Source organism: Variovorax sp. OAS795, assembly GCF_040546685.1.
Taxonomy (GTDB): Bacteria; Pseudomonadota; Gammaproteobacteria; order Burkholderiales; family Burkholderiaceae_C; genus Variovorax.
In genome coordinates, this window is the sequence record NZ_JBEPOH010000001.1 from 39438 (window position 1) to 57024 (window position 17587).

The window sequence follows — 17587 nt, forward strand, 5'->3', positions numbered from 1 at the left end:
ATTCGTACACTGGGCCCATGACTTCCAACGCTTCCACGCAGACCGACGAGTTCCTGTGGCTCGAAGACATCGACGGCGCCGAACAGCTCGCATGGGCGCGCCAGCAGAACGACAAGACGGTGCAGCGCTACGCACGGTCGCCCGCCTTCGAACGCATGGAGCAAGGCATCCTCGAAGTGCTCGATTCCGATGCGCGCATTCCGATGGTGCGCAAGATCGGGCCGTTCTTCTACAACTTCTGGCGCGACAAGAAGAACCCCAAGGGCCTGTGGCGCCGCACCACGCTGGCTGGATATCGCGAGCCGCAGCCCGCCTGGGAAACCGTCATCGACCTCGACGCCCTGGCGGAGGCCGAGAAGGAGAACTGGGTCTGGCATGGCGCACAGGCCCTGCAGCCCGGCTACAAGCGCTGCCTGGTCTCGCTCTCGCGCGGCGGTGCCGATGCCGACGTGGTGCGCGAGTTCGACCTCGAGCTCAGGCAGTTCGTCACCGGCGGATTCACGCTGCCTGAAGCCAAGAGCAGCGTGGCCTGGAAAGACATCGATCATCTCTACGTCGCAACCGACTTCGGGCCCGGCTCGATGACCAGTTCCAGCTATCCGCGCATCGTGAAGGAGTGGAAGCGCGGCACGCCGCTCGAAAGCGCGCAGGTGGTGTACGAAGGCGGCATGGACGACATGACGGTCAGCGCCTGGCGCGACAACACGCCGGGCTTCGAGCGCGACTTCGTGTCGCGCCAGATGGACTTCTACGACAGCGAGACCTGGCTGCGCGGCAGCGACGGCCGGCTCGCGAAGATCGACGTGCCCGACGATGCCAACGCCGACATCACGCGCGAGTGGATGCTGGTCGAGCCGCGCAGCCCGTGGACCGTGGCCGGCACCACCTACAAGCCGGGCTCGCTGCTGGCGACCCGGTTCGACGACTACATGGCCGGCAAGCGCGAGATCACGGTGCTGTTCGAGCCCGACGAAAGCACCGCGCTCGACGACCATTCGTGGACCCGCCACCACCTGATCCTCAATGTGATGCACGACGTGGTGAACAAGCTCGAGGTGCTCACCCCGCAGCCCGGATCGCGCGAATGGAAGCGCGAGAGCCTGGGCGGCGCGCCCGAACTCTCGACCATCGCGGCCGGCGCCATCGACGAAGACGAGAACGACGACTATTTCCTGACCGTGAGCGGCTTCCTCCAGCCGACCACGCTCTACATCGGCACCATCGGCCAGGGCGAGCCCGAGCCGCTGAAGGACAGCCCCGCGTTCTTCGATGCCTCGCGCTATCGCGTGAGCCAGCATTTCGCCACCTCGAAGGACGGCACGCGCGTGCCCTATTTCGAGATTGCGCCGAAGAACCTGCAGGCCGACGGAAAGAATCCCACACTGCAGTACGCCTACGGCGGCTTCGAGATCTCGCTGCAGCCAAGCTACAGCGGGAGCATCGGCCGCGCCTGGCTGGAGCAGGGCGGCGTCTACGTGGTCGCCAACATCCGCGGCGGCGGCGAGTACGGGCCGCGCTGGCACCAGGCCGCGCTGCAGGAAAACCGGCTGCGCACCTGCGAAGACTTTGCGGCCGTGTCGCAGCACCTCATTGCGCGCAACATCACCTCGCCGCACCACCTGGGCGCCATGGGCGGCAGCAACGGCGGCCTGCTGATGGGCAACATGCTGACGCTGTATCCCGCGCTCTACGGCGCCATCGTGAGCGAGGTGGCGCTGCTCGACATGAAGCGCTACACCCAGCTGTCGGCCGGCGCCTCGTGGATCGCCGAATACGGCGACCCCGAAGATCCCGAGGAATGGGCGTGGATCCAGGCCTTCTCGCCCTACGAGAATGCCAGGCCCGGTCAGCCCTACCCGCCGGCGCTGTTCACCACCTCGACGCGCGACGACCGCGTGGGCCCCGTGCATGCCCGCAAGATGCACGCGAAGCTGGCGGCCATGGGCTACGACACCAGCTTCTACGAGAACATCGAAGGCGGCCACAGTGCGGCGTCGGACAACAAGGAGTCGGCTTTCATGGACGCCCTGGGCTACGCCTATCTCTGGAAGCACATCGGACGGACAACGGCATGAGCAACGTCAACGGCACCACCCTCGAACTGATCGGCGCGCCCACCGACGTCGGCGCGAGCGTGCGCGGTGCCGGCATGGGCCCAGATGCGCTGCGCGTGGCGGGCCTGCCCGAAGCGCTCGCGCGGCAGGGCTTCACCGTGCTCGACCGCGGCAATCTCGCCGGGCCGGCCACGCCCTGGACCGCACCGGCCAATGGCCTGCGCCATCTCGACGAGGTGATCGCGTGGAACCGCTCCGTCTATGCGGCGGTCGACACCGCGATGGGCATCGGCCATGTGCCGCTCATGTTGGGCGGCGACCATTGCCTGGCCATCGGCTCGATCAGCGCCGTGGCCTGGCATGCGCGCAAGCGCGGCAAGAAGCTGCGCGTGGTGTGGCTCGATGCGCACTCCGACGTCAACACCGAAACCACCAGCCCGAGCGGCAACCTGCATGGCATGCCGGTGTCCTGCCTGCTGGGCCACGGGCCCGCCGTGCTCACCGGCTGGAGCGGCGAACGCGCGGCCATCGAGCACGACGCGATCCGCTTCATCGGCATCCGCAGCGTCGATGCGGACGAGAAGGAAGCCATTCGCACTCTCGGCCTGCATGTGTTCGACATGCGCCACATCGACGAGCACGGCATGCGCACCACCATGACCGAGGCGCTGCAGGACGTGGACGAAGACACCCACCTGCACGTGAGCTTCGACCTCGATTGCCTGGACCCGAACATCGCGCCCGGGGTGGGCACCGGCGTGCGCGGCGGACCGACCTACCGCGAAATGCAGCTGTGCATGGAGATGATCGCCGACACCGGCCGTCTCGGCTCGGTCGACGTGGTGGAACTCAACCCGGCGCTCGACGTGCGCAACCAGACCGCCGAGGTGGCGGTGGAACTCATCGAGAGCCTGTTCGGAAAGTCGACGCTGGTGCGCTAGGGCCTGGCAGCCTGCGCGGCCTTGGCCTTGACGGTGTAGTCGTGGTAGGCCGGCAGCGCGATGGCCGCGAGGAGGCCGCCCACTGCAATGATCGGCACCACCACGGCACCGATCACGACGCCGGTGCCGTTCGGCTGCGGCGGTGCGCCGAAGCGGTTCACTCCCTTCGTGCCCGGATAGAACACCCAGATGAGGCTCACGAACGGGATCAGGCACAGCAGCGCGCTCCAGCCGGTCCATCCCATGTCATGGCTGCGCCGGACGGAGAGCAGGACGAAGAACCCGGAGTACGAAATGAAGAGCAGCAATGGCAGCATCGCCATCACGTCATGCGAGCGAAAGATGCCTGCTGCAGCCGCGAGGATGAGGCCCACCACGATCGAGATCAGCAAGTAGCCCAGCACGTTGTACGACAGGTAGCGCAGCCGGCCGATCCGGCCCCTGTAAGACCAGAAGCTGACGGGCTGCACTTCCGCCTGGCCCGGATGCACGTCCGCCACCTCGACCCCGGGCGCGGCATAGGGATTGGTCGCCTGCATGTTCACTTCTCTCTTGCCTCAGGGTCTTGCAGCCTGCGCGGCCTTGGCCTTGACCGTGTACTGCTGGTAGGCCGGCAGCGCGATGGCGGCAAGGATGCCGACGACCGCGATGAGGGGAAGCAACCAGGCGCCGATGAGCACGCCAAGGCCGTTCGGCGGCGGCGGTGCGCCGAAGCGGTTGCGGCCCTGCGTGCCGGACTTGAAGACCCAGATGAACGCCACCAGCGGAATCAGCGCCAGCAACAGCGTCCAGCCCGACCAGTCCATGTCGTGCGACCGCTGGATACCCGCCAGCACATAGAAGATGAAATAGGGAATCACGGCGATGGCGGTCACGACCGCAATGCCGGTCTTCGAGCCCATGCCGGCAAAACCGATGACGCCGCCGAGCAGCGTGGCCGCAAGAATGCACAGCAGGTACGAATAAAGCATGTACGCCAGGAAGCGCGCGCGCCCGATCCGGCCCCTGGCGGACCACAGCTTCACGGGCTGCACGCGGTCATCGCCGCCGTGCACATTCACATCCGCCACTTCCGCCCTCGGCGCGGCATAGGGATTCACCATCTCCGACATGCGCTTCTCCTCTTTTGTTGTTGAACAAACATTGTGGGCAGGCCTCGCTACAAAAGGCCAGCCCTTTTGACCGCGTGGTAGCGATTCACCAACGCCACGGCAAGATCGGCCGGCTCGACGTCGATCGACAGCGGATCGTTGCCGACGACGCGCGCAAAGGCATCCCTGCGCGACTGCTCGAACAGGTGCGCCGCGGCCACGTCGACCGCATCGCGCGCCTGGGCCATCGGCTGGTTGGCAATGCGCCCGAGCACACGCTCGCGCAGGCTCGCGACCAGCACCAGGTGGTTGCGGCGCAGCAGCTTGATCGCCGGGCGCAGCTCGGCCGCGTCTTCGTCGCGGAAGTTGGTGAGCACGATGACCAGTGCACGCCGGTGCTGCACGCGCAGCAGCTGCTGCGCGGCCACGAGGTAGTCCGAGTGCGTGGCACCGGGCTGGATGTCGTGCAGCCGGTTCATCAGTGCATTGAGCGTGGCCATGCCCTTGCGCGGAGCGAAGTCGCGCCGCTCTTCCTTGGGGCTGCCGAAGGTCATGGCGCCGACTTCGTCGCCCTCTTTCAGCGCCACGTAGCTGAGCAGCATCAATGCGTTCAGGGCTTCGTCGAAGTGGCTGCCCGCCTGCTGCGCCAGTCCGCCTTCGTCGGCTCGCATGCGGCGGCCGCAGTCGAGCAGGAAGAACACGCACTGGTCGCGGTCGTCCTGGAACTCGCGCACGATCGGACGGCGATGGCGCAGCGTGGCCTTCCAGTCGATGTGGCGCAGCGAGTCGCCGGTCTTGTAGTCGGCAAGCTGGCGAAAATCGGTGCCGAGCCCGCGCTGCGCATAGGTCTTGATGCCGATCTGCGCCAGCCGCCGGTCGCCGGAGAGCCAGGCATAGCGCGACAGCGCCGCAAAGTTGGGGTACACGCGCAGCCGGCGCGGCTCGCCCAGCGTCTGGCGCATCTCGAAGCAGCCGGCGCGGGTGCGCCAGCGCAGCTGCGTGGCGCCGAACTGCGCCACCCCGCGCTGCATGGCGGTCGCGGTGTAGCGCAGCTCGAGCCGCGCGGCGGGCGGGACCGTCACCGTCTGCGGCAGCCCCTCGAAGGCCACGCGCGGATCGAGTTCGTCGAACACCGACACCCGCCATGCGAGCGGGCCTTCGTTCACCAGCGTCAGCGTCAGCACGGTCGGCACGCCGAGCGAGAACGCGCCCGGCAGGCTGCGTTCGATGCGCAGCGGCGCCGCGCGCCACAGCTGGCAGCTGCGCCAGAGATCCACCCCCACGCCGATGGCGCCGAGCCCCAGCAGCACGCCGGCAACCGCGGCCACGCGGCCCACCGGCGCGCCGGCCAGCAACGCCGCGCACGCCAGCACGGCGGCGCCCGCCAGCGCCAGCACCAGCAGCCGCCCGGGGATCGGAACGACGCGCATCACCGTTCTTCCTGCCCGCCAGGCCTCACAGCCGGGGTGCCTCGACGCTGTCGCGCGCGGCGCGCAGCAGGCCGTCCACGCTCACGCCTTCGAGCTGCGCATCCGGCGAGATCATCACGCGGTGCCGCAGCGCCGGCAATGCCTGCCGCGCCACATCGTCAGGCGTGACGAAATCGCGGCCCGCCATGAGCGCGGCCGCGCGGGCCGCACGCACCAGCGCCATCGCACCCCGCGGTCCGGCACCCGACGACAGGCCGGGCCAATCGCGCGTGGCCCGTGCGATGCGCACCGCATAGTCGATCACCCGCTCGTCGACCTGCACCATGCAGGCCAGCCGCTGCAGCTCGGCCACCTGCGTCTCGTCGAGGCAGGCGCGCACGGCCTCGAGCGGAAACTGGTTGCCGGCGCGTTGCTGCGTGGTCAGCTGCACGATGGCGTTCTCTTCGCCGTGGCTCGGATAGCCGATGTCGATCTTCAGCAGGAAACGGTCGAGCTGCGCCTCGGGCAACGGATAGGTGCCCTCGGTGTCGATGGGGTTCTGCGTGGCCATCACCATGAAGGGCTTGGGCAGCGGCATGGCCTTGCCTTCGAGCGTGACCTGGTACTCCTGCATCACCTCGAGCAGGGCGCTCTGGGTCTTGGCCGGCGCGCGGTTGATCTCGTCGGCCAGCAGCAGGTTGGTGAACACCGGCCCCTGGTACACGCGCAGCGCACCGATGCCGCTTTCGCCGCGCACCGAAGGATCGAGCACCGAATGGCCCGTGATGTCCGACGGCATGAGGTCGGGCGTGAACTGCACGCGCGCATAGCGCAGGGTCATGGCCTGCGCCAGCGCCCGCGCGAGCAGGGTCTTGCCGAGCCCCGGCACGCCTTCGATCAGCACATGGCCGGAGGCCACCAGCGCAACCAGCGTCTGGTCGACGGCCTCCAGCTGGCCGACCACGGCCCGGCCGATCTCGGCGCGCAGCGCCTGCAGCCACTCGGCCGCACGCGTCAGTTCTTCGGGGTGGATGGCTTGCATGGGCGTCTCGCGTTCAAGGGGTTGAGGAGGGAGGGAAGGAAGCATCAGTGGCCGCCACGGGCGCCGCGGCATCGAGCCGCCGGCGCGCGGTCTCGAGCAATTCGAGATCGAGCGCCATCGTGCCGGTGCTGCGCTTGCGCGTGGCCATGGCCCGTTCGAGCGCCGCCGCATCCAGCCCCGTGGCGCGGGCGATGCTTGCGGCGCGCGCGGCCGGGTTCAGCTGGACGTACCGGTGCACCTGCCGGCGGGCGCACTCCTGGAGTGCGCGCAACTGCGCGGTGTGCAGCGCATCGGCGCCATGCATGTGCAGGAAGCTCGCGGTGCCGCGCACCTGCTCGGCCATGGAGCGGCGGTGCGCGCCCGCCGGCAGTTCGAGCGGCCCGAAGCGCACCGCGGCGCGCCACAGCGCGGCGGCCAGCGCCAGCATGCCCAGCAGCAAGGCGGCCCAGCCCCGATGCCACAGCCATTGCATGAAGGGCTCGCGTTTTTCCTCGGCGACGAGCCAGACTTCGGTGCCGGTGCGCAGCTGGAACGCAGCGGCCATGAACAGCGCGTTGTCGGCGCGGCCCAGGTTGGCATTGGTCTGCAAGCCCCAGGGCACGACCGTGACCGTGCCGCGGCCGACGCGGACCCGGACGGCCGCGAGGTCGCCGGCGTCCTCGACCGACCACAGCGCCGCTGCCCGCTCGTCCGACGGGCGATAGCGGACATCGGAGCCCACGCCGCAGAGCGTGAAACCGCGGCCGCCCCCAAAGCTCGCCGGCACCGCCTGGGGCTCGGCCACGTCGCGGCAATTGGCATCTTTCAGCGCGTGGGCGCCGGGTTTGCGCGCGCGGCTGGCCGGTTTCACGGGCGGGGGCGTGTCGTCCTCGTCGTCTTCATCGGCCTCGTCGGGCGTCTCGGCCACCAGCGGCAGCCAGCCTTTCAGTTGCTCGTTGTCGACCAGGTGATTCGGCAGCACCAGATGGCCACCCTGCTCCACCCAGAGGCGCAGGCGCTGCGTGCGCTCGGGGAACAGGTCCCAGTAGTTGGAGGCCAGCACCAGCCTCGCCTGCGGCGGCGGCAGGGCGTCGAGGGCGTCGCGCCGGACCACGGCCACGCCGAGTTCGCGCAGCAGCACCTGCAATGCATAGAACGGGTCGGTCCTGGCCTGGCCGCTCGCCGGCGTCGACACCTCCGTGTCGGCCCACTCGGTGGCGGAAACCAGCCACGCGCCCACGCCGGCCAGCGCCAGCGCCACCACGGTCCGGGCCAGCCACGGGCTCACCGGGTTGCCTCCGCCGCGACCGGTGCCGCAGCCGGCGAGAGATGCCGGTCGAACTCGCCGCAGACCGCCAGAACCTCGGCCGTGGACGGCAGCCGGCCGCTGTAGGCCGCCAGCTGCCAGGCATCGACCAGGGCCACGAAGAAGCCCTGCGCGGCCGGAGCGAGCCGGCCCGACGCCAGTGCCACGCATTCGCCCTCGGTGCTGGCGGCGCGCACCGGCACCGCATGCACGTGCACGAGGCGCGACAGGGCGCCGCGGTACAGCAGCGACAACGCCGCCCGCTGCTGGCCGCGCCGCCAGAGTTCGGCGGCACCCAGGCCGATGTCGTCGGGCAGGCTCTCGGGCCGGATGTCGAGGCTCCCGACATGGCTCGGCAAGGGTCCGTGCGCCGGCCGGCCGCGTTCGGCGCGGACCCGTACCCAGCCCTGGATGCGCAGCAGCACCCACGCGAGCAGCAAGGCGGCGAGCCCCCACACGAGCCAGCGCGCGCCTTCGGCCACGGCCTTGACCATGTCGCGCAGCCAGCCGACGCTGCCCTCTTTCTTCTTGGTCTCTTCTTCCTTCGCGTCGCTGTCCTTGAAGCGCAGCTTCCGTTCGGTCCTGGTGCCCGGCAGGTTGGGATCGGCGCGCAGCCGTTCGACCGCCGCGTTGACCTGTTCCCGTGTCAGCGCCTGCGCCGGCGCGGGCGCGGCAGCGCTCGCGGCACCGGTCGCACCAGCCGCACCGGCGATGGCGAACGCCCAGGCCAGCAAGCGCAGCCGGGTTCTAGCGGAACGCATGCCGGAACTCCTGCTCGATGTCCCAGGCTTCGAGTTCGACGCGCCGGTTCAGGTACATCGCGAAGCCCGCCGCCACGAAGAACGGCTCCAGCACCCCGACCACCGCGGCGCCGACCAGGGCAAACACGATGCCGTTGAGCGTGCTTTCGGATTCCGTGAGCCAGGCATAGGCACCGCTGAAGCTGCCCTCGGGCGCGAACCAGAGCAGCAGCGACAGCACGCCGATCTGAAGCGCCACCTCCACATTGCCGAACACCAGCTGCGTGCCCATGGCCGCACCGCGCCGCCCGCGCAGCAACTGGGCGCGCCGCTTGCGCCGCGCACTGCCGCGCTGGCCTTCGAGCTGGTCGATGGCCTGGGTGAACGAACGCCATGGCGACAGGCGCCGCCACAGCAGCGACCGCAGCAACTCCCCGCCCCAGACGGACCGGCGCTCGCGCCAGAGGTCGGCCCAGCGCGTGCCCTGCCCGAACACCGCCCGCGAAAGAACGAACAGCAGGCTGCGGTCCAGCCAGGGCTTGAGGCAGAAGATCACCACCGGCGGCAGCCAGTTGGCGATCTCGATGCTGCACAGCGCCAGGAACACCACCACCAGGTAGACCGGCAGAAAGGTCGCCCAGATCGAGCGCGCGTGCTTGCGCACGAGGGCGGCGCCCAGGTCGGCCGCCTCCGCCATGGTGCGGGGCCGCAGCGCGATCGCGAGGCCGTCAACCTGCATGGCGCTCCTTCATGGCGGAGGTGCCGGCACGCGGCCGTCCCTGCCAGCCCAGGTACGCCAGCACCATCAGCCAGCAGGCGCCGCCCACGCCGTACTTGACGGCCGGCGGCACCCAGCGCGCCGAAGACCAGAAGGCCTCGACGGCCGCCGCGACGAGCAGCAGCCCGACGACGCCGTAGACGATCACCACCGCGTGCCGCGCCGCGAGCCTGAGCGCCTCGAGCCGCGTGTGGCGGCCGGGCGCAAGCCAGGCGTAGCCGAGGCGCAAGCCAGCCGCGCCGGCCAGCACGATGGCCGTGAGCTCGAAAGCCGAATGGGTGACGACGAAGGAGAGGAAGTTCCCGGCGTGTCCCGCCGCGACCAGGTAGCCGCCGACCGCGCCGATCTGGATCCCGTTGAACACCAGCACCGCGGCGCTGCCCACGCCGGCGAAGATGCCGGCCGCGAAGCAGCGGAAGCCGATGCCGATGTTGTGCATCACGTAGTAGCCGAACATCTCCCAGTCGTCGTCGGCTTCGCGCTTGCGCCCGAGCGCTTCGGCGCCGTCGCCGTACATGGCGTCGAACTGCTGCACGTCGCCGGCGTCGAGCAGGTGCAGGATGAAGCCGGGGTCCCGATACGCCGCCCAGCCCGCCGCCACCAGCGGCAGCAGGAACATCAAGGCCGCCGCCCACAGGAATGCGCGGTGCGCCCGCACCGCCTCGGGAAAATCGACCAGCGCGAGCCGGGCGAACCGGGCCATGCCGTAGTCGTGGCGCCGGTAGACCAGCCGGTGGGCGTTCTGCGTCAGTGCCTCGAGCCGTTGCGTCAGGTGGATCGGATAGGCCCGCGCCTGCGCCAGCGCCAGGTGCTCGCAGACACGGCGATAGAGCGTCGCGAGGCGGGCGCCGTCGAACTTGCGCTTGCTCTCGGCCACGCCGATCACCTGTTCAAGTTCGGCCCAAATCGGCGCGTAGGCCGCCTCGAAATCCAGCGGGGTCATTGCTTGCGTCCTTCCCTGGCCTCTGCGACGGCACGCCGGCCCAGCACCCACTGCGCCACCTCGAGCAGGCGCTGCGAGGCGCCGGCGCCGATGGCACCGGGGGCCAGCACCGGCTCGGCGATGCGCGCGAGTTCGTCGAAGCGCTCGGGTGTGAGCCGCGTCGCGCGCCCGGCCCAGGACACCACGGCCAGCTGCTCCTGCGCCGACAGCGGGCGCGCCGGCGCCTGGGGCTCGGCCGCGGGCACGTCGCCGTGCAGGTTCACTTGGTCGCTGAACACCACCAGCGTGCCGGCCGCAAGGTCGCCCAGCCGCTTGCTGTCGCAGCGCCAGAGCATCGACACCAGGCCCGCGAAGTAGAACGAAGGCATGAAGTCCGCCGCGCGCAGCAGGTTGCGGGTGAACGCCGCGGCGGGCGTGACCGGCAGGCCCGAATCCATCACCACGCGCAGGCCCATCGCGCGCTTGCCCGGCGTCGCGGCGGCCCGGGTGAGTTCGAACACCACGGGATACAGCCACTCGAGGCAAAAGTAGCTGATCAACAGCACGGCGCCTCCGAGCTTGCCCAGTGCGCCGAAGAGCATGGCAAGGCCGAAGAAGATGCAGAGCCGGATCGCGAAGTCGATCAGGTAGGCCAGCCCGCGCGCGACGATGCCGGCAGGGCGCAGCGAAAGCGCAATGCCTTCGGGAGTCTCTGCGGTGTGGAGCGTGTCGAGGCGCACCGGGGCGGCACTCTTGCGAGCTCAGGCCTGCACGACGATGGTGTCCGCGATCTGGTCGTGCAGGCAGCGGCGCGATTCGCGAAAGATGAACAGGGCATCTGCCAGCGCGAACACCTGCCCGATGACAGGCACCACGTGCAGCAGCGAGGGCGCGGCATAGCGCAGGCCAATGACGCGGCCGACGGAGGCGCGTGAGCCGTCGGGCCGAACGATCCGCAGCTTGAAGAGTGCCTTGCCGATGGTCTGCCCGCGGGTGGCGAGCAGGTAGCCATGCAGCGCCAGGAAGACGGCGAAACCGATAGCGAGGCTCACGAACTGCGGCGCCCAGAGGCTCAGGCCGGCGTCACGCCAGGGATTGAAGGGTGTGTTCTTTGCAATCAGCCACAGCGTCCCGGCGGCGATGAGCCCATCGACTATGGAGGCTAAAAGGCGCTTGCCGCGCGACGCGAGCTGGCCGGGCTGCGCGCCCTCCTGGCGCACATCCTCCACATGAGACCGAGGCGGTGCGTAGCGCGCATCCTGCGACTGTTCGTCCATGATTCCCCCCTGAGAATTGATTTTTCCGAGATTCTAGTAGGCAGCTTCTTTCAATAGCGTTTTTATGGAACAGCGCGCGCAGTGGCGCGCTGCAGGTGTTGCGGATACGCAAGCCGAAGGCCGGGCGGCCGTTCAGTCAGGGTTGGGAACCGGCTTCACCGGATAGGCCGTGGCCGGCGCGGGCAGCGCAGCGGGCGCAGGGGGCGCAGAAATCCGCGGCGCCTCGGGCGCGACGCTGGGCACGTCGGGCTCCACGCCGCCCTGCCCTTCGAGGAAGCGGTCGAGCAGCGCAAAGAAGCGGTCGTAGAAGAGCTCGTCGGTCAGCGTCTCGCTGGCCACCTTGACCATCGCGTCGTCGCTGCCGGCAAAAGGCAGCGAGAGAGAGCCGAAGGCGCCGACGCCCACGCTGGCCGAGCTGTTGACCTTCTTGATGCCGTAGCGGTCCTGCAGCGCGGTCGCGAACGCCACGGTGCTGCGCTTGCCGGCCTTGCCGCCTTCGCGCGCGCACACCACGCGGAACTCGACCTCCACATGCACCTCGGAGGCCGGCTGGAAGCTCTTGCGCCCCGTCACCAGGTCGGCATTGGCCGCGCTGATCATGTAGCCCTGGCTCAGCAGCGCGCGGCGCGCGGCTTCGCAGGTCTGGGCCTCGGTGGCGCCATAGGTGCGCGTGTGGGTGGTGGTGGAGTCGAACTCCTCGGTCTCGTACGACACCCGGCGCGGGCTGCCGGCGCAAGCGGTGAGCAGCAGGGCCGACAACAGGCCGAGGACCAGGACCGGCGTGCGGAGAACGGAAAACGCGGAAGCTGCGTCAGGGGCGAAAGCGGTAGAAGAAGATGAGAAGCGAAGGGGCATGGTCATGGAGCGGCGAATCCTAACCGGCGTCTCGCGCCGGCGAAGCTTCGAGCCGTGCGCGCGGCCGGCGTTCCCCGCCCTGCCGCAAGAATTTTCAGGACCAGTGCAGCACGTGGTGCGCGCGCCCGCGCGTCGCGGCAATCAGCCGGGCATTGGGCGCATCGGTGCGGTCGACCCATTCGCGCGCGGCCTCGGCGCTGCGGCCGAACTGCTGGTGGCGCTTCAGCAGGCGCGCTTCGCGCACGGCATCGTCGATGTCCACGTACCAGGTCTCGTCGAGCAGGGCTGCCGCGCCGGCCCAGGGGCCGTCGGCGTGCAGCAGGTAGTTGCCTTCGGTGATGACCAGCTGGGTCCCGGGCAGCATCGCGATGGCGCCGGCGATCGGCTCCTCGATCTCGCGGCGGAACTCGGGCGCGTAGACGATGGGGTCGTCCGCCCCCTGTTCGCGCAGCCGCTGCAGAAGCGCCACGTAGCCGGCGCTGTCGAAGGTGTCGGGAGCGCCCTTGCGGTGCGCGCGGCCGAGCCGTTGCAGCTCGACGTTGGCCAGGTGAAAGCCGTCCATCGGCACCACCTGTGCGCGCCCCACGCCCGCCGCTTGAAGCAGCGCCATCGCGAGCGTGGACTTGCCCGCGCCCGGCGCGCCGACCAGCCCGAGCAGCTTGCGCTGCCCGCTGGCCAGGAGGGCCTGCAGGCGGGCCAGGCTATCGGCGGGAATGGAAGGAAGTTGTTGCGCGGGAACGGTGCTCATCCCCCGAGCGTACAACCCTCCTTTGCTCCGATATCAGGGATACAGGCCGCGTTCCTGGCGGGCCGTGAGGATCCGCTCGCAGGCCACCGCGTAGGTAGCGGTGCGCAGCGAGATCTTGTGCTTGTCGGCCGTGTCCCAGATCTGGTTCAGCGCGTTCATCATGATGCGGTCCAGGCGCACATTGATCTCGTCCTCGTCCCAGAAGAAGGACGAGAAGTCCTGCACCCATTCGAAGTAGCTCACCGTCACGCCGCCGGCATTGCAGATCACGTCGGGCACCACCAGCACGCCGCGTTCGGCCAGGATGTCGTCGGCCACCGGCACCGTCGGGCCGTTGGCGCCTTCGAGCACCAGCTTGGCGGTGGTTTTCTGCGCACGCTCGGCGGTGATCTGGCCTTCGAGCGCGGCGGGAATCAGGATGTCGCAGGCCGCGTTCCAGAAGTCCTCGTTCGGCACGATGTCGCCGCCGGCCTTGAAGCCGACCACGCCGTCGGTGCGTGAGATGGGCACCAGCTTGGCCAGGTCGAGGCCGTTGGGGTTGACGATGGTGCCGGTGTGGTCCTGCACCGCGACGATCTTGGCGCCCGCCTCGGCAAAGAGTTCGGCCGCGACCGAGCCCACGTTGCCGAAGCCCTGCACCGCGATGCGCGCACCACGCAGGTCCATGCCCAGGCGGCGCGCCGCCTCGCGGCCGGTAACGAACACGCCGCGGCCCGTGGCCTTGACGCGGCCGAGCGAACCGCCCAGGTGCAGCGGCTTGCCGGTGACCACGCCGGTGGCGGTGCCGCCGACGTTCATGGAGTAGGTGTCCATCATCCACGCCATGATCTGCGCGTTGGTGTTCACGTCGGGCGCGGGAATGTCGGTGTGCGGGCCGATGATGATGCCGATCTCGCTGGTGTAGCGGCGCGTGACCTTCTCGAGCTCTTGCAGCGACAGCTTCTTGGGATCGACGCGGATGCCGCCCTTGGCGCCGCCGTAGGGCAGGTTGACGGCCGCGGTCTTGATGGTCATCCAGGCCGACAGCGCCATCACTTCTTCCAGCGTGACGTCGGGGTGGAAGCGCACGCCGCCCTTGCCCGGGCCGCGGCTCATGTTGTGCTGCACGCGGTAGCCCTCGAAGTGGGCGATGGTGCCGTCGTCCATCTCGATCGGCACGTCGACGATCAGCGCGCGCTTGGGGCGCTTGAGCGTCTCGACCCAGCGGGCCAGCGGGCCCAGGTAGGGCACCACGCGGTCGACCTGCGAGAGGTAGGTGCCCCAGGGGCTGTTGGCGGTCGGATTGACGAAGGAGAGCTTTTCACTCATGGGAGATCCCTTGGTTTGAACGGATGGCCGCAACAATAGACCTCTCCCGTCCGCTGCGCCATGGCTTATGCGCGCCGCGCTGTCGGGTTATGCAAGAGCGGCTTGACCGGCCGACCCGCCCGGGTCCGGCGAAGAGGCCTACGCCACCGCGCTCAGCAGCGCCGCATTGCCCCCGGCCGCCGTGGTGTTGACCGTGACCGTCTGCTCGGCACAGAACCGGTACAAGTAGTGCGGCCCGCCGGCCTTGGGCCCTGTGCCGCTCAGGCCCTCGCCGCCGAAGGGCTGCACGCCGACCACCGCACCGATGATGTTGCGGTTGATGTAGATGTTGCCCACGTGCGCACGCGTGGCCAGCGCCTGGGCGCGCGAATCGATGCGGGTCTGGATGCCGAGCGTGAGGCCGTAGCCGAGCGCATTGATGCGATCGATCACGTCCGCGGGGTCGACCAGCGCGCCATGGCCCCAGCGCACGATCTGCAGCACCGGGCCGAAGATCTCGCTCGTCACGCCGTCGATGGACCGCACCTCGTAGGCCTGGGGCGCAAGCAGGTTGCCCCCGGCCGGAGAAGCCGCCGATGGAAGCAGCGGCTTCGCCTCCGCATCGAGCCGCGCCAGCTCGCGCCGGATGTTGCCCGCGGCCTCGCTGTCGATCACCGGCCCCACGTCGGTCGAGAGCAGTGCGGGGTCGCCCGCAGCCAGCTCACCGGCCGCGCCGCGGATCATCTCGATCACCGCATCGGCGATGCTGTCGTGCAGCACCAGCAGGCGCAGCGCCGAGCAGCGCTGGCCGGCCGAGCGGAACGCACTCTGCACCACCGCATCGACCACCTGCTCGGGCAGCGCGCTCGAATCGACCAGCATCGCGTTGATGCCGCCGGTCTCTGCGATCAGCGGCACGATGGGGCCGTCCTTGGCGGCCAGCGCGCGATGGATGATGCGTGCCACCTGCGTCGAGCCGGTGAACACCACGCCGGCCACGCCGGGCGCCGCCACCAGCGCCGCGCCCACCGTGTCGCCCGGCCCATGCAGCAGCTGCACCGCATCGGCCGGCACGCCCGCCGCATGCAGCAGCTTCACGGCTTCGAGTGCGACGGCGGGCGTCTGCTCGGCCGGCTTGGCGAGCACGGTGTTGCCCGTGGCCAGCGCCGCCGCCACCTGGCCCATGAAGATCGCCAGCGGAAAATTCCACGGGCTGATGCAGACCCAGGGTCCGCGCGCAGTGAGCCGCAGTTCGTTGCTCTCGCCCGTGGGACCGGGCAGTGCCACGGGCTGCATGATGCGTTCGGCCTCGTCGGCGTAGTAGCGCAAGAAGTCGATGGCTTCGCGCACTTCGGCCACCGCGTCGCCCCAGGTCTTGAAGGCCTCCTTCACCAGCAGTGCGCAGAAGCGCGGCAGTTCGCGCTGGAGCGCATCGGCCGCCTGGCGCAGCATGGCGGCGCGTGTTTCGACCGGCGTCTTGCGCCAGCTGCGGAAGGCGGCGGCGCTGGCGGCCACGGCCTTCAACGCTTCGCCCGCCTTGAATTCTTCGACCGCCGGAACGTGGGTGGTCGCGAGGGCCCCCAGCAGCGGCGCCCGCATCGATTCGACCGCCAGGTCCACGCCTTCGCTGTTGCGCCGCGCGGGCGCGGGCCCGAAGAGCTCCGGCGGCAGCGGCAAGGCCGGGTTCGTGGGTTCGAGCCACAGCGGCGACGTGAGCAGTTCCTCGATGTCCACCGAATCGTCGCCGAGCTGGTTCACGAACGACGAATTGGCGCCGTTCTCGAGCAGCCTGCGCACGAGGTAGGCCAGCAGGTCCTTGTGCTGGCCCACGGGCGCATACACGCGCACCGGGGCGGCGGTGCGCTTCATCACTTCGCGGTACACGCCCTCGCCCATGCCGTGCAGGCGCTGCAGCTCGAACGGCGCGCCCGCCGCTTCGGCCATCTGCAGGATGGCTGCGATGGTGCCCGCGTTGTGCGTGGCGAATTGCGGATAGACCGCGTCGGGCGCCGAAAGCAGCGCACGCGCGCACGCCAGGTAGCTGATGTCGCTGTGGTGCTTGTGCGTGAACACCGGGTAGTGCGGCAGCCCGAGTTCCTGCGCGCGCTTGATCTCGGCGTCCCAGTAGGCGCCCTTGACCAGGCGGCACATCAGCCGCAGCCCGTGCCTGCGCGCGACCGCCGTGACATGGACGATGAGTTCGAGCGAACGCGTCTGGTAGGCCTGCAGCGCCAGGCCGAAGCCGCGCCACTGCGGCTGCCCGGCGGCCACGCGCGCGGCCAGCGCCTCGAACACGTCGAGCGAGAGTTCGAGCCGGTCGACTTCCTCGGCATCGATGGTGAGGTTGAGGTTGGCCGCCGCCGCCAGCTCGCACAGCTGCCACACGCGCGGCACCAGTTCGCGCATCACGCGCTCGCGCTGCGCCTCTTCATAGCGCGGATGCAGCGCGCTGAGCTTGATGGAGATGCCGTCGTTGTGCTCGGGCGCGCGCGCCGCATCGGCGCCGGTGGCAATGGCGCGGATGGCGTGCGTGTAGCTGTCCAGGTAGCGCAGCGCGTCGGCGTCGGTGCGTGCGCCCTCGCCGAGCATGTCGTAGCTGAAGCGCAGCGCATCGTGCCGGCGGTGTGCCGAGCGCGCCTCGTCCATGGCTTCGGCGATGGTCTGGCCCAGCACGAACTGGCGCCCGAGCAACTGCACCGCGCGCAGCGTGGCGGCGACAACTGTGCGCGCGCCGAGCTTGGCCATGAGGCCGGGCGGGTGGTCGCCCTCGGGCAAGAACTTCTTCGACATCGCGATGGCCGCCGAAGAAAGCCGCGACAGCGTGGAATCGGCCGCGCCGTCGAAATCGGCACGGCCCAGCTGGTCGGCCGTGAGCGCGATGGCCGTGGCGGCGTCGGGCACGCGCAGCAGCGCTTCGGCCAGCCGCATCAATGCCAAGCCCTCGGCGCTGGAGATCGGGTATTCGCGCAGCAGGCTTTCCATGGCCCAGAAGGGCGGCGGATGGCGGCGCACCGCCTCCACCCAGGGCCGCGCGGTGGCGGCCGCGGCGCTCCAGTCGAGCGCGCCTTCGAGGGAGGCGAGGCGGTGCGAGACGACTTCGGCTTCGGGCCGGTAAGGGATGGGCAGGTGCATGGCAGTTCCTTGGTTCTATCCCCTAT

Annotated in this window: 16 protein-coding genes; 2 read left to right on the plus strand and 14 right to left on the minus strand. The window is 69.6% G+C overall.

Annotated features, from left to right (window positions below; all coding sequences use genetic code 11):
- Positions 1-17 precede the first annotated feature (17 nt).
- Positions 18-2075, plus strand: a complete 2058-nt coding sequence (locus ABID97_RS00165) for a prolyl oligopeptidase family serine peptidase (protein ID WP_354396588.1) — start codon at positions 18-20, stop codon at positions 2073-2075.
- Positions 2072-2995: an arginase gene (gene rocF, locus ABID97_RS00170; RefSeq protein WP_354396589.1), complete on the plus strand. Its 924-nt coding sequence runs from the start codon at positions 2072-2074 to the stop codon at positions 2993-2995. The genes ABID97_RS00165 and rocF overlap by 4 nt, the downstream gene beginning before the upstream one ends.
- Here the strand turns inward: rocF and ABID97_RS00175 are convergent.
- The 14 genes from ABID97_RS00175 to ABID97_RS00240 all read right to left on the minus strand — a co-directional run bounded on the left by ABID97_RS00175 (position 2992) and on the right by ABID97_RS00240 (position 17561).
- Positions 2992-3534 (minus strand): DUF805 domain-containing protein, encoded by a 543-nt coding sequence (locus ABID97_RS00175; RefSeq protein WP_354396590.1) that lies wholly within the window; start codon positions 3532-3534, stop codon positions 2992-2994. The genes rocF and ABID97_RS00175 overlap by 4 nt on opposite strands.
- Before the next feature lie 18 nt (positions 3535-3552).
- Positions 3553-4107 (minus strand): DUF805 domain-containing protein, encoded by a 555-nt coding sequence (locus ABID97_RS00180; protein ID WP_354396591.1) that lies wholly within the window; start codon positions 4105-4107, stop codon positions 3553-3555.
- Positions 4108-4154: 47 nt separating this feature from the next.
- The gene (locus tag ABID97_RS00185; RefSeq protein ID WP_354396592.1) at positions 4155-5516 is read right to left on the minus strand and encodes a DUF58 domain-containing protein; all 1362 of its coding nucleotides are present in this window, start codon (positions 5514-5516) and stop codon (positions 4155-4157) included.
- 25 nt (positions 5517-5541) lie between these two features.
- Positions 5542-6537 (minus strand): AAA family ATPase, encoded by a 996-nt coding sequence (locus tag ABID97_RS00190; protein WP_354396593.1) that lies wholly within the window; start codon positions 6535-6537, stop codon positions 5542-5544.
- Positions 6538-6550: 13 nt separating this feature from the next.
- Positions 6551-7804 (minus strand): DUF4350 domain-containing protein, encoded by a 1254-nt coding sequence (locus ABID97_RS00195; protein ID WP_354396594.1) that lies wholly within the window; start codon positions 7802-7804, stop codon positions 6551-6553.
- Complete coding sequence (locus tag ABID97_RS00200; protein WP_354396595.1) at positions 7801-8583, minus strand: DUF4129 domain-containing protein; 783 nt, start codon at positions 8581-8583, stop codon at positions 7801-7803. The genes ABID97_RS00195 and ABID97_RS00200 overlap by 4 nt, the downstream gene beginning before the upstream one ends.
- Positions 8570-9301 (minus strand): hypothetical protein, encoded by a 732-nt coding sequence (locus ABID97_RS00205; protein ID WP_354396596.1) that lies wholly within the window; start codon positions 9299-9301, stop codon positions 8570-8572. Before ABID97_RS00205 ends, ABID97_RS00200 begins: the two co-directional genes overlap by 14 nt.
- Entirely contained in the window at positions 9291-10283 is a 993-nt protein-coding gene (locus ABID97_RS00210; protein ID WP_354396597.1) for a stage II sporulation protein M, read from the minus strand. The genes ABID97_RS00205 and ABID97_RS00210 overlap by 11 nt, the downstream gene beginning before the upstream one ends.
- Positions 10280-11002: an RDD family protein gene (locus tag ABID97_RS00215; RefSeq protein ID WP_354396598.1), complete on the minus strand. Its 723-nt coding sequence runs from the start codon at positions 11000-11002 to the stop codon at positions 10280-10282. The genes ABID97_RS00210 and ABID97_RS00215 overlap by 4 nt, the downstream gene beginning before the upstream one ends.
- Before the next feature lie 21 nt (positions 11003-11023).
- On the minus strand, positions 11024-11539 hold the full coding sequence (locus ABID97_RS00220; protein WP_354396599.1) for an RDD family protein: 516 nt from the start codon (positions 11537-11539) through the stop codon (positions 11024-11026).
- A 132-nt stretch (positions 11540-11671) separates the two neighbouring features.
- Positions 11672-12400, minus strand: coding sequence for a DUF2242 domain-containing protein (locus ABID97_RS00225; RefSeq protein ID WP_354396600.1), 729 nt, complete (start codon positions 12398-12400; stop codon positions 11672-11674).
- Between the two features lie 88 nt (positions 12401-12488).
- Entirely contained in the window at positions 12489-13142 is a 654-nt protein-coding gene (locus ABID97_RS00230; RefSeq protein WP_354396601.1) for a nucleoside/nucleotide kinase family protein, read from the minus strand.
- A gap of 33 nt (positions 13143-13175) precedes the next feature.
- Positions 13176-14450 (minus strand): Glu/Leu/Phe/Val family dehydrogenase, encoded by a 1275-nt coding sequence (locus tag ABID97_RS00235; RefSeq protein WP_354396602.1) that lies wholly within the window; start codon positions 14448-14450, stop codon positions 13176-13178.
- A gap of 138 nt (positions 14451-14588) precedes the next feature.
- On the minus strand, positions 14589-17561 hold the full coding sequence (locus tag ABID97_RS00240; RefSeq protein ID WP_354396603.1) for an L-glutamate gamma-semialdehyde dehydrogenase: 2973 nt from the start codon (positions 17559-17561) through the stop codon (positions 14589-14591).
- Positions 17562-17587: the final 26 nt, after the last annotated feature.

What these genes read in the sequence shown, in the direction of transcription:
- ABID97_RS00165 (WP_354396588.1), top strand. Translation starts at nt 18, where the DNA reads ATGACTTCCAACGCTTCCACGCAGACCGACGAGTTCCTGTGGCTCGAA.
- rocF (WP_354396589.1), top strand. Translation starts at nt 2,072, where the DNA reads ATGAGCAACGTCAACGGCACCACCCTCGAACTGATCGGCGCGCCCACC.
- ABID97_RS00175 (WP_354396590.1), bottom strand. Translation starts at nt 3,534, where the DNA reads ATGCAGGCGACCAATCCCTATGCCGCGCCCGGGGTCGAGGTGGCGGAC.
- ABID97_RS00180 (WP_354396591.1), bottom strand. Translation starts at nt 4,107, where the DNA reads ATGTCGGAGATGGTGAATCCCTATGCCGCGCCGAGGGCGGAAGTGGCG.
- ABID97_RS00185 (WP_354396592.1), bottom strand. Translation starts at nt 5,516, where the DNA reads ATGCGCGTCGTTCCGATCCCCGGGCGGCTGCTGGTGCTGGCGCTGGCG.
- ABID97_RS00190 (WP_354396593.1), bottom strand. Translation starts at nt 6,537, where the DNA reads ATGCAAGCCATCCACCCCGAAGAACTGACGCGTGCGGCCGAGTGGCTG.
- ABID97_RS00200 (WP_354396595.1), bottom strand. Translation starts at nt 8,583, where the DNA reads ATGCGTTCCGCTAGAACCCGGCTGCGCTTGCTGGCCTGGGCGTTCGCC.
- ABID97_RS00205 (WP_354396596.1), bottom strand. Translation starts at nt 9,301, where the DNA reads ATGCAGGTTGACGGCCTCGCGATCGCGCTGCGGCCCCGCACCATGGCG.
- ABID97_RS00210 (WP_354396597.1), bottom strand. Translation starts at nt 10,283, where the DNA reads ATGACCCCGCTGGATTTCGAGGCGGCCTACGCGCCGATTTGGGCCGAA.
- ABID97_RS00220 (WP_354396599.1), bottom strand. Translation starts at nt 11,539, where the DNA reads ATGGACGAACAGTCGCAGGATGCGCGCTACGCACCGCCTCGGTCTCAT.
- ABID97_RS00225 (WP_354396600.1), bottom strand. Translation starts at nt 12,400, where the DNA reads ATGACCATGCCCCTTCGCTTCTCATCTTCTTCTACCGCTTTCGCCCCT.
- ABID97_RS00230 (WP_354396601.1), bottom strand. Translation starts at nt 13,142, where the DNA reads ATGAGCACCGTTCCCGCGCAACAACTTCCTTCCATTCCCGCCGATAGC.
- ABID97_RS00235 (WP_354396602.1), bottom strand. Translation starts at nt 14,450, where the DNA reads ATGAGTGAAAAGCTCTCCTTCGTCAATCCGACCGCCAACAGCCCCTGG.
- ABID97_RS00240 (WP_354396603.1), bottom strand. Translation starts at nt 17,561, where the DNA reads ATGCACCTGCCCATCCCTTACCGGCCCGAAGCCGAAGTCGTCTCGCAC.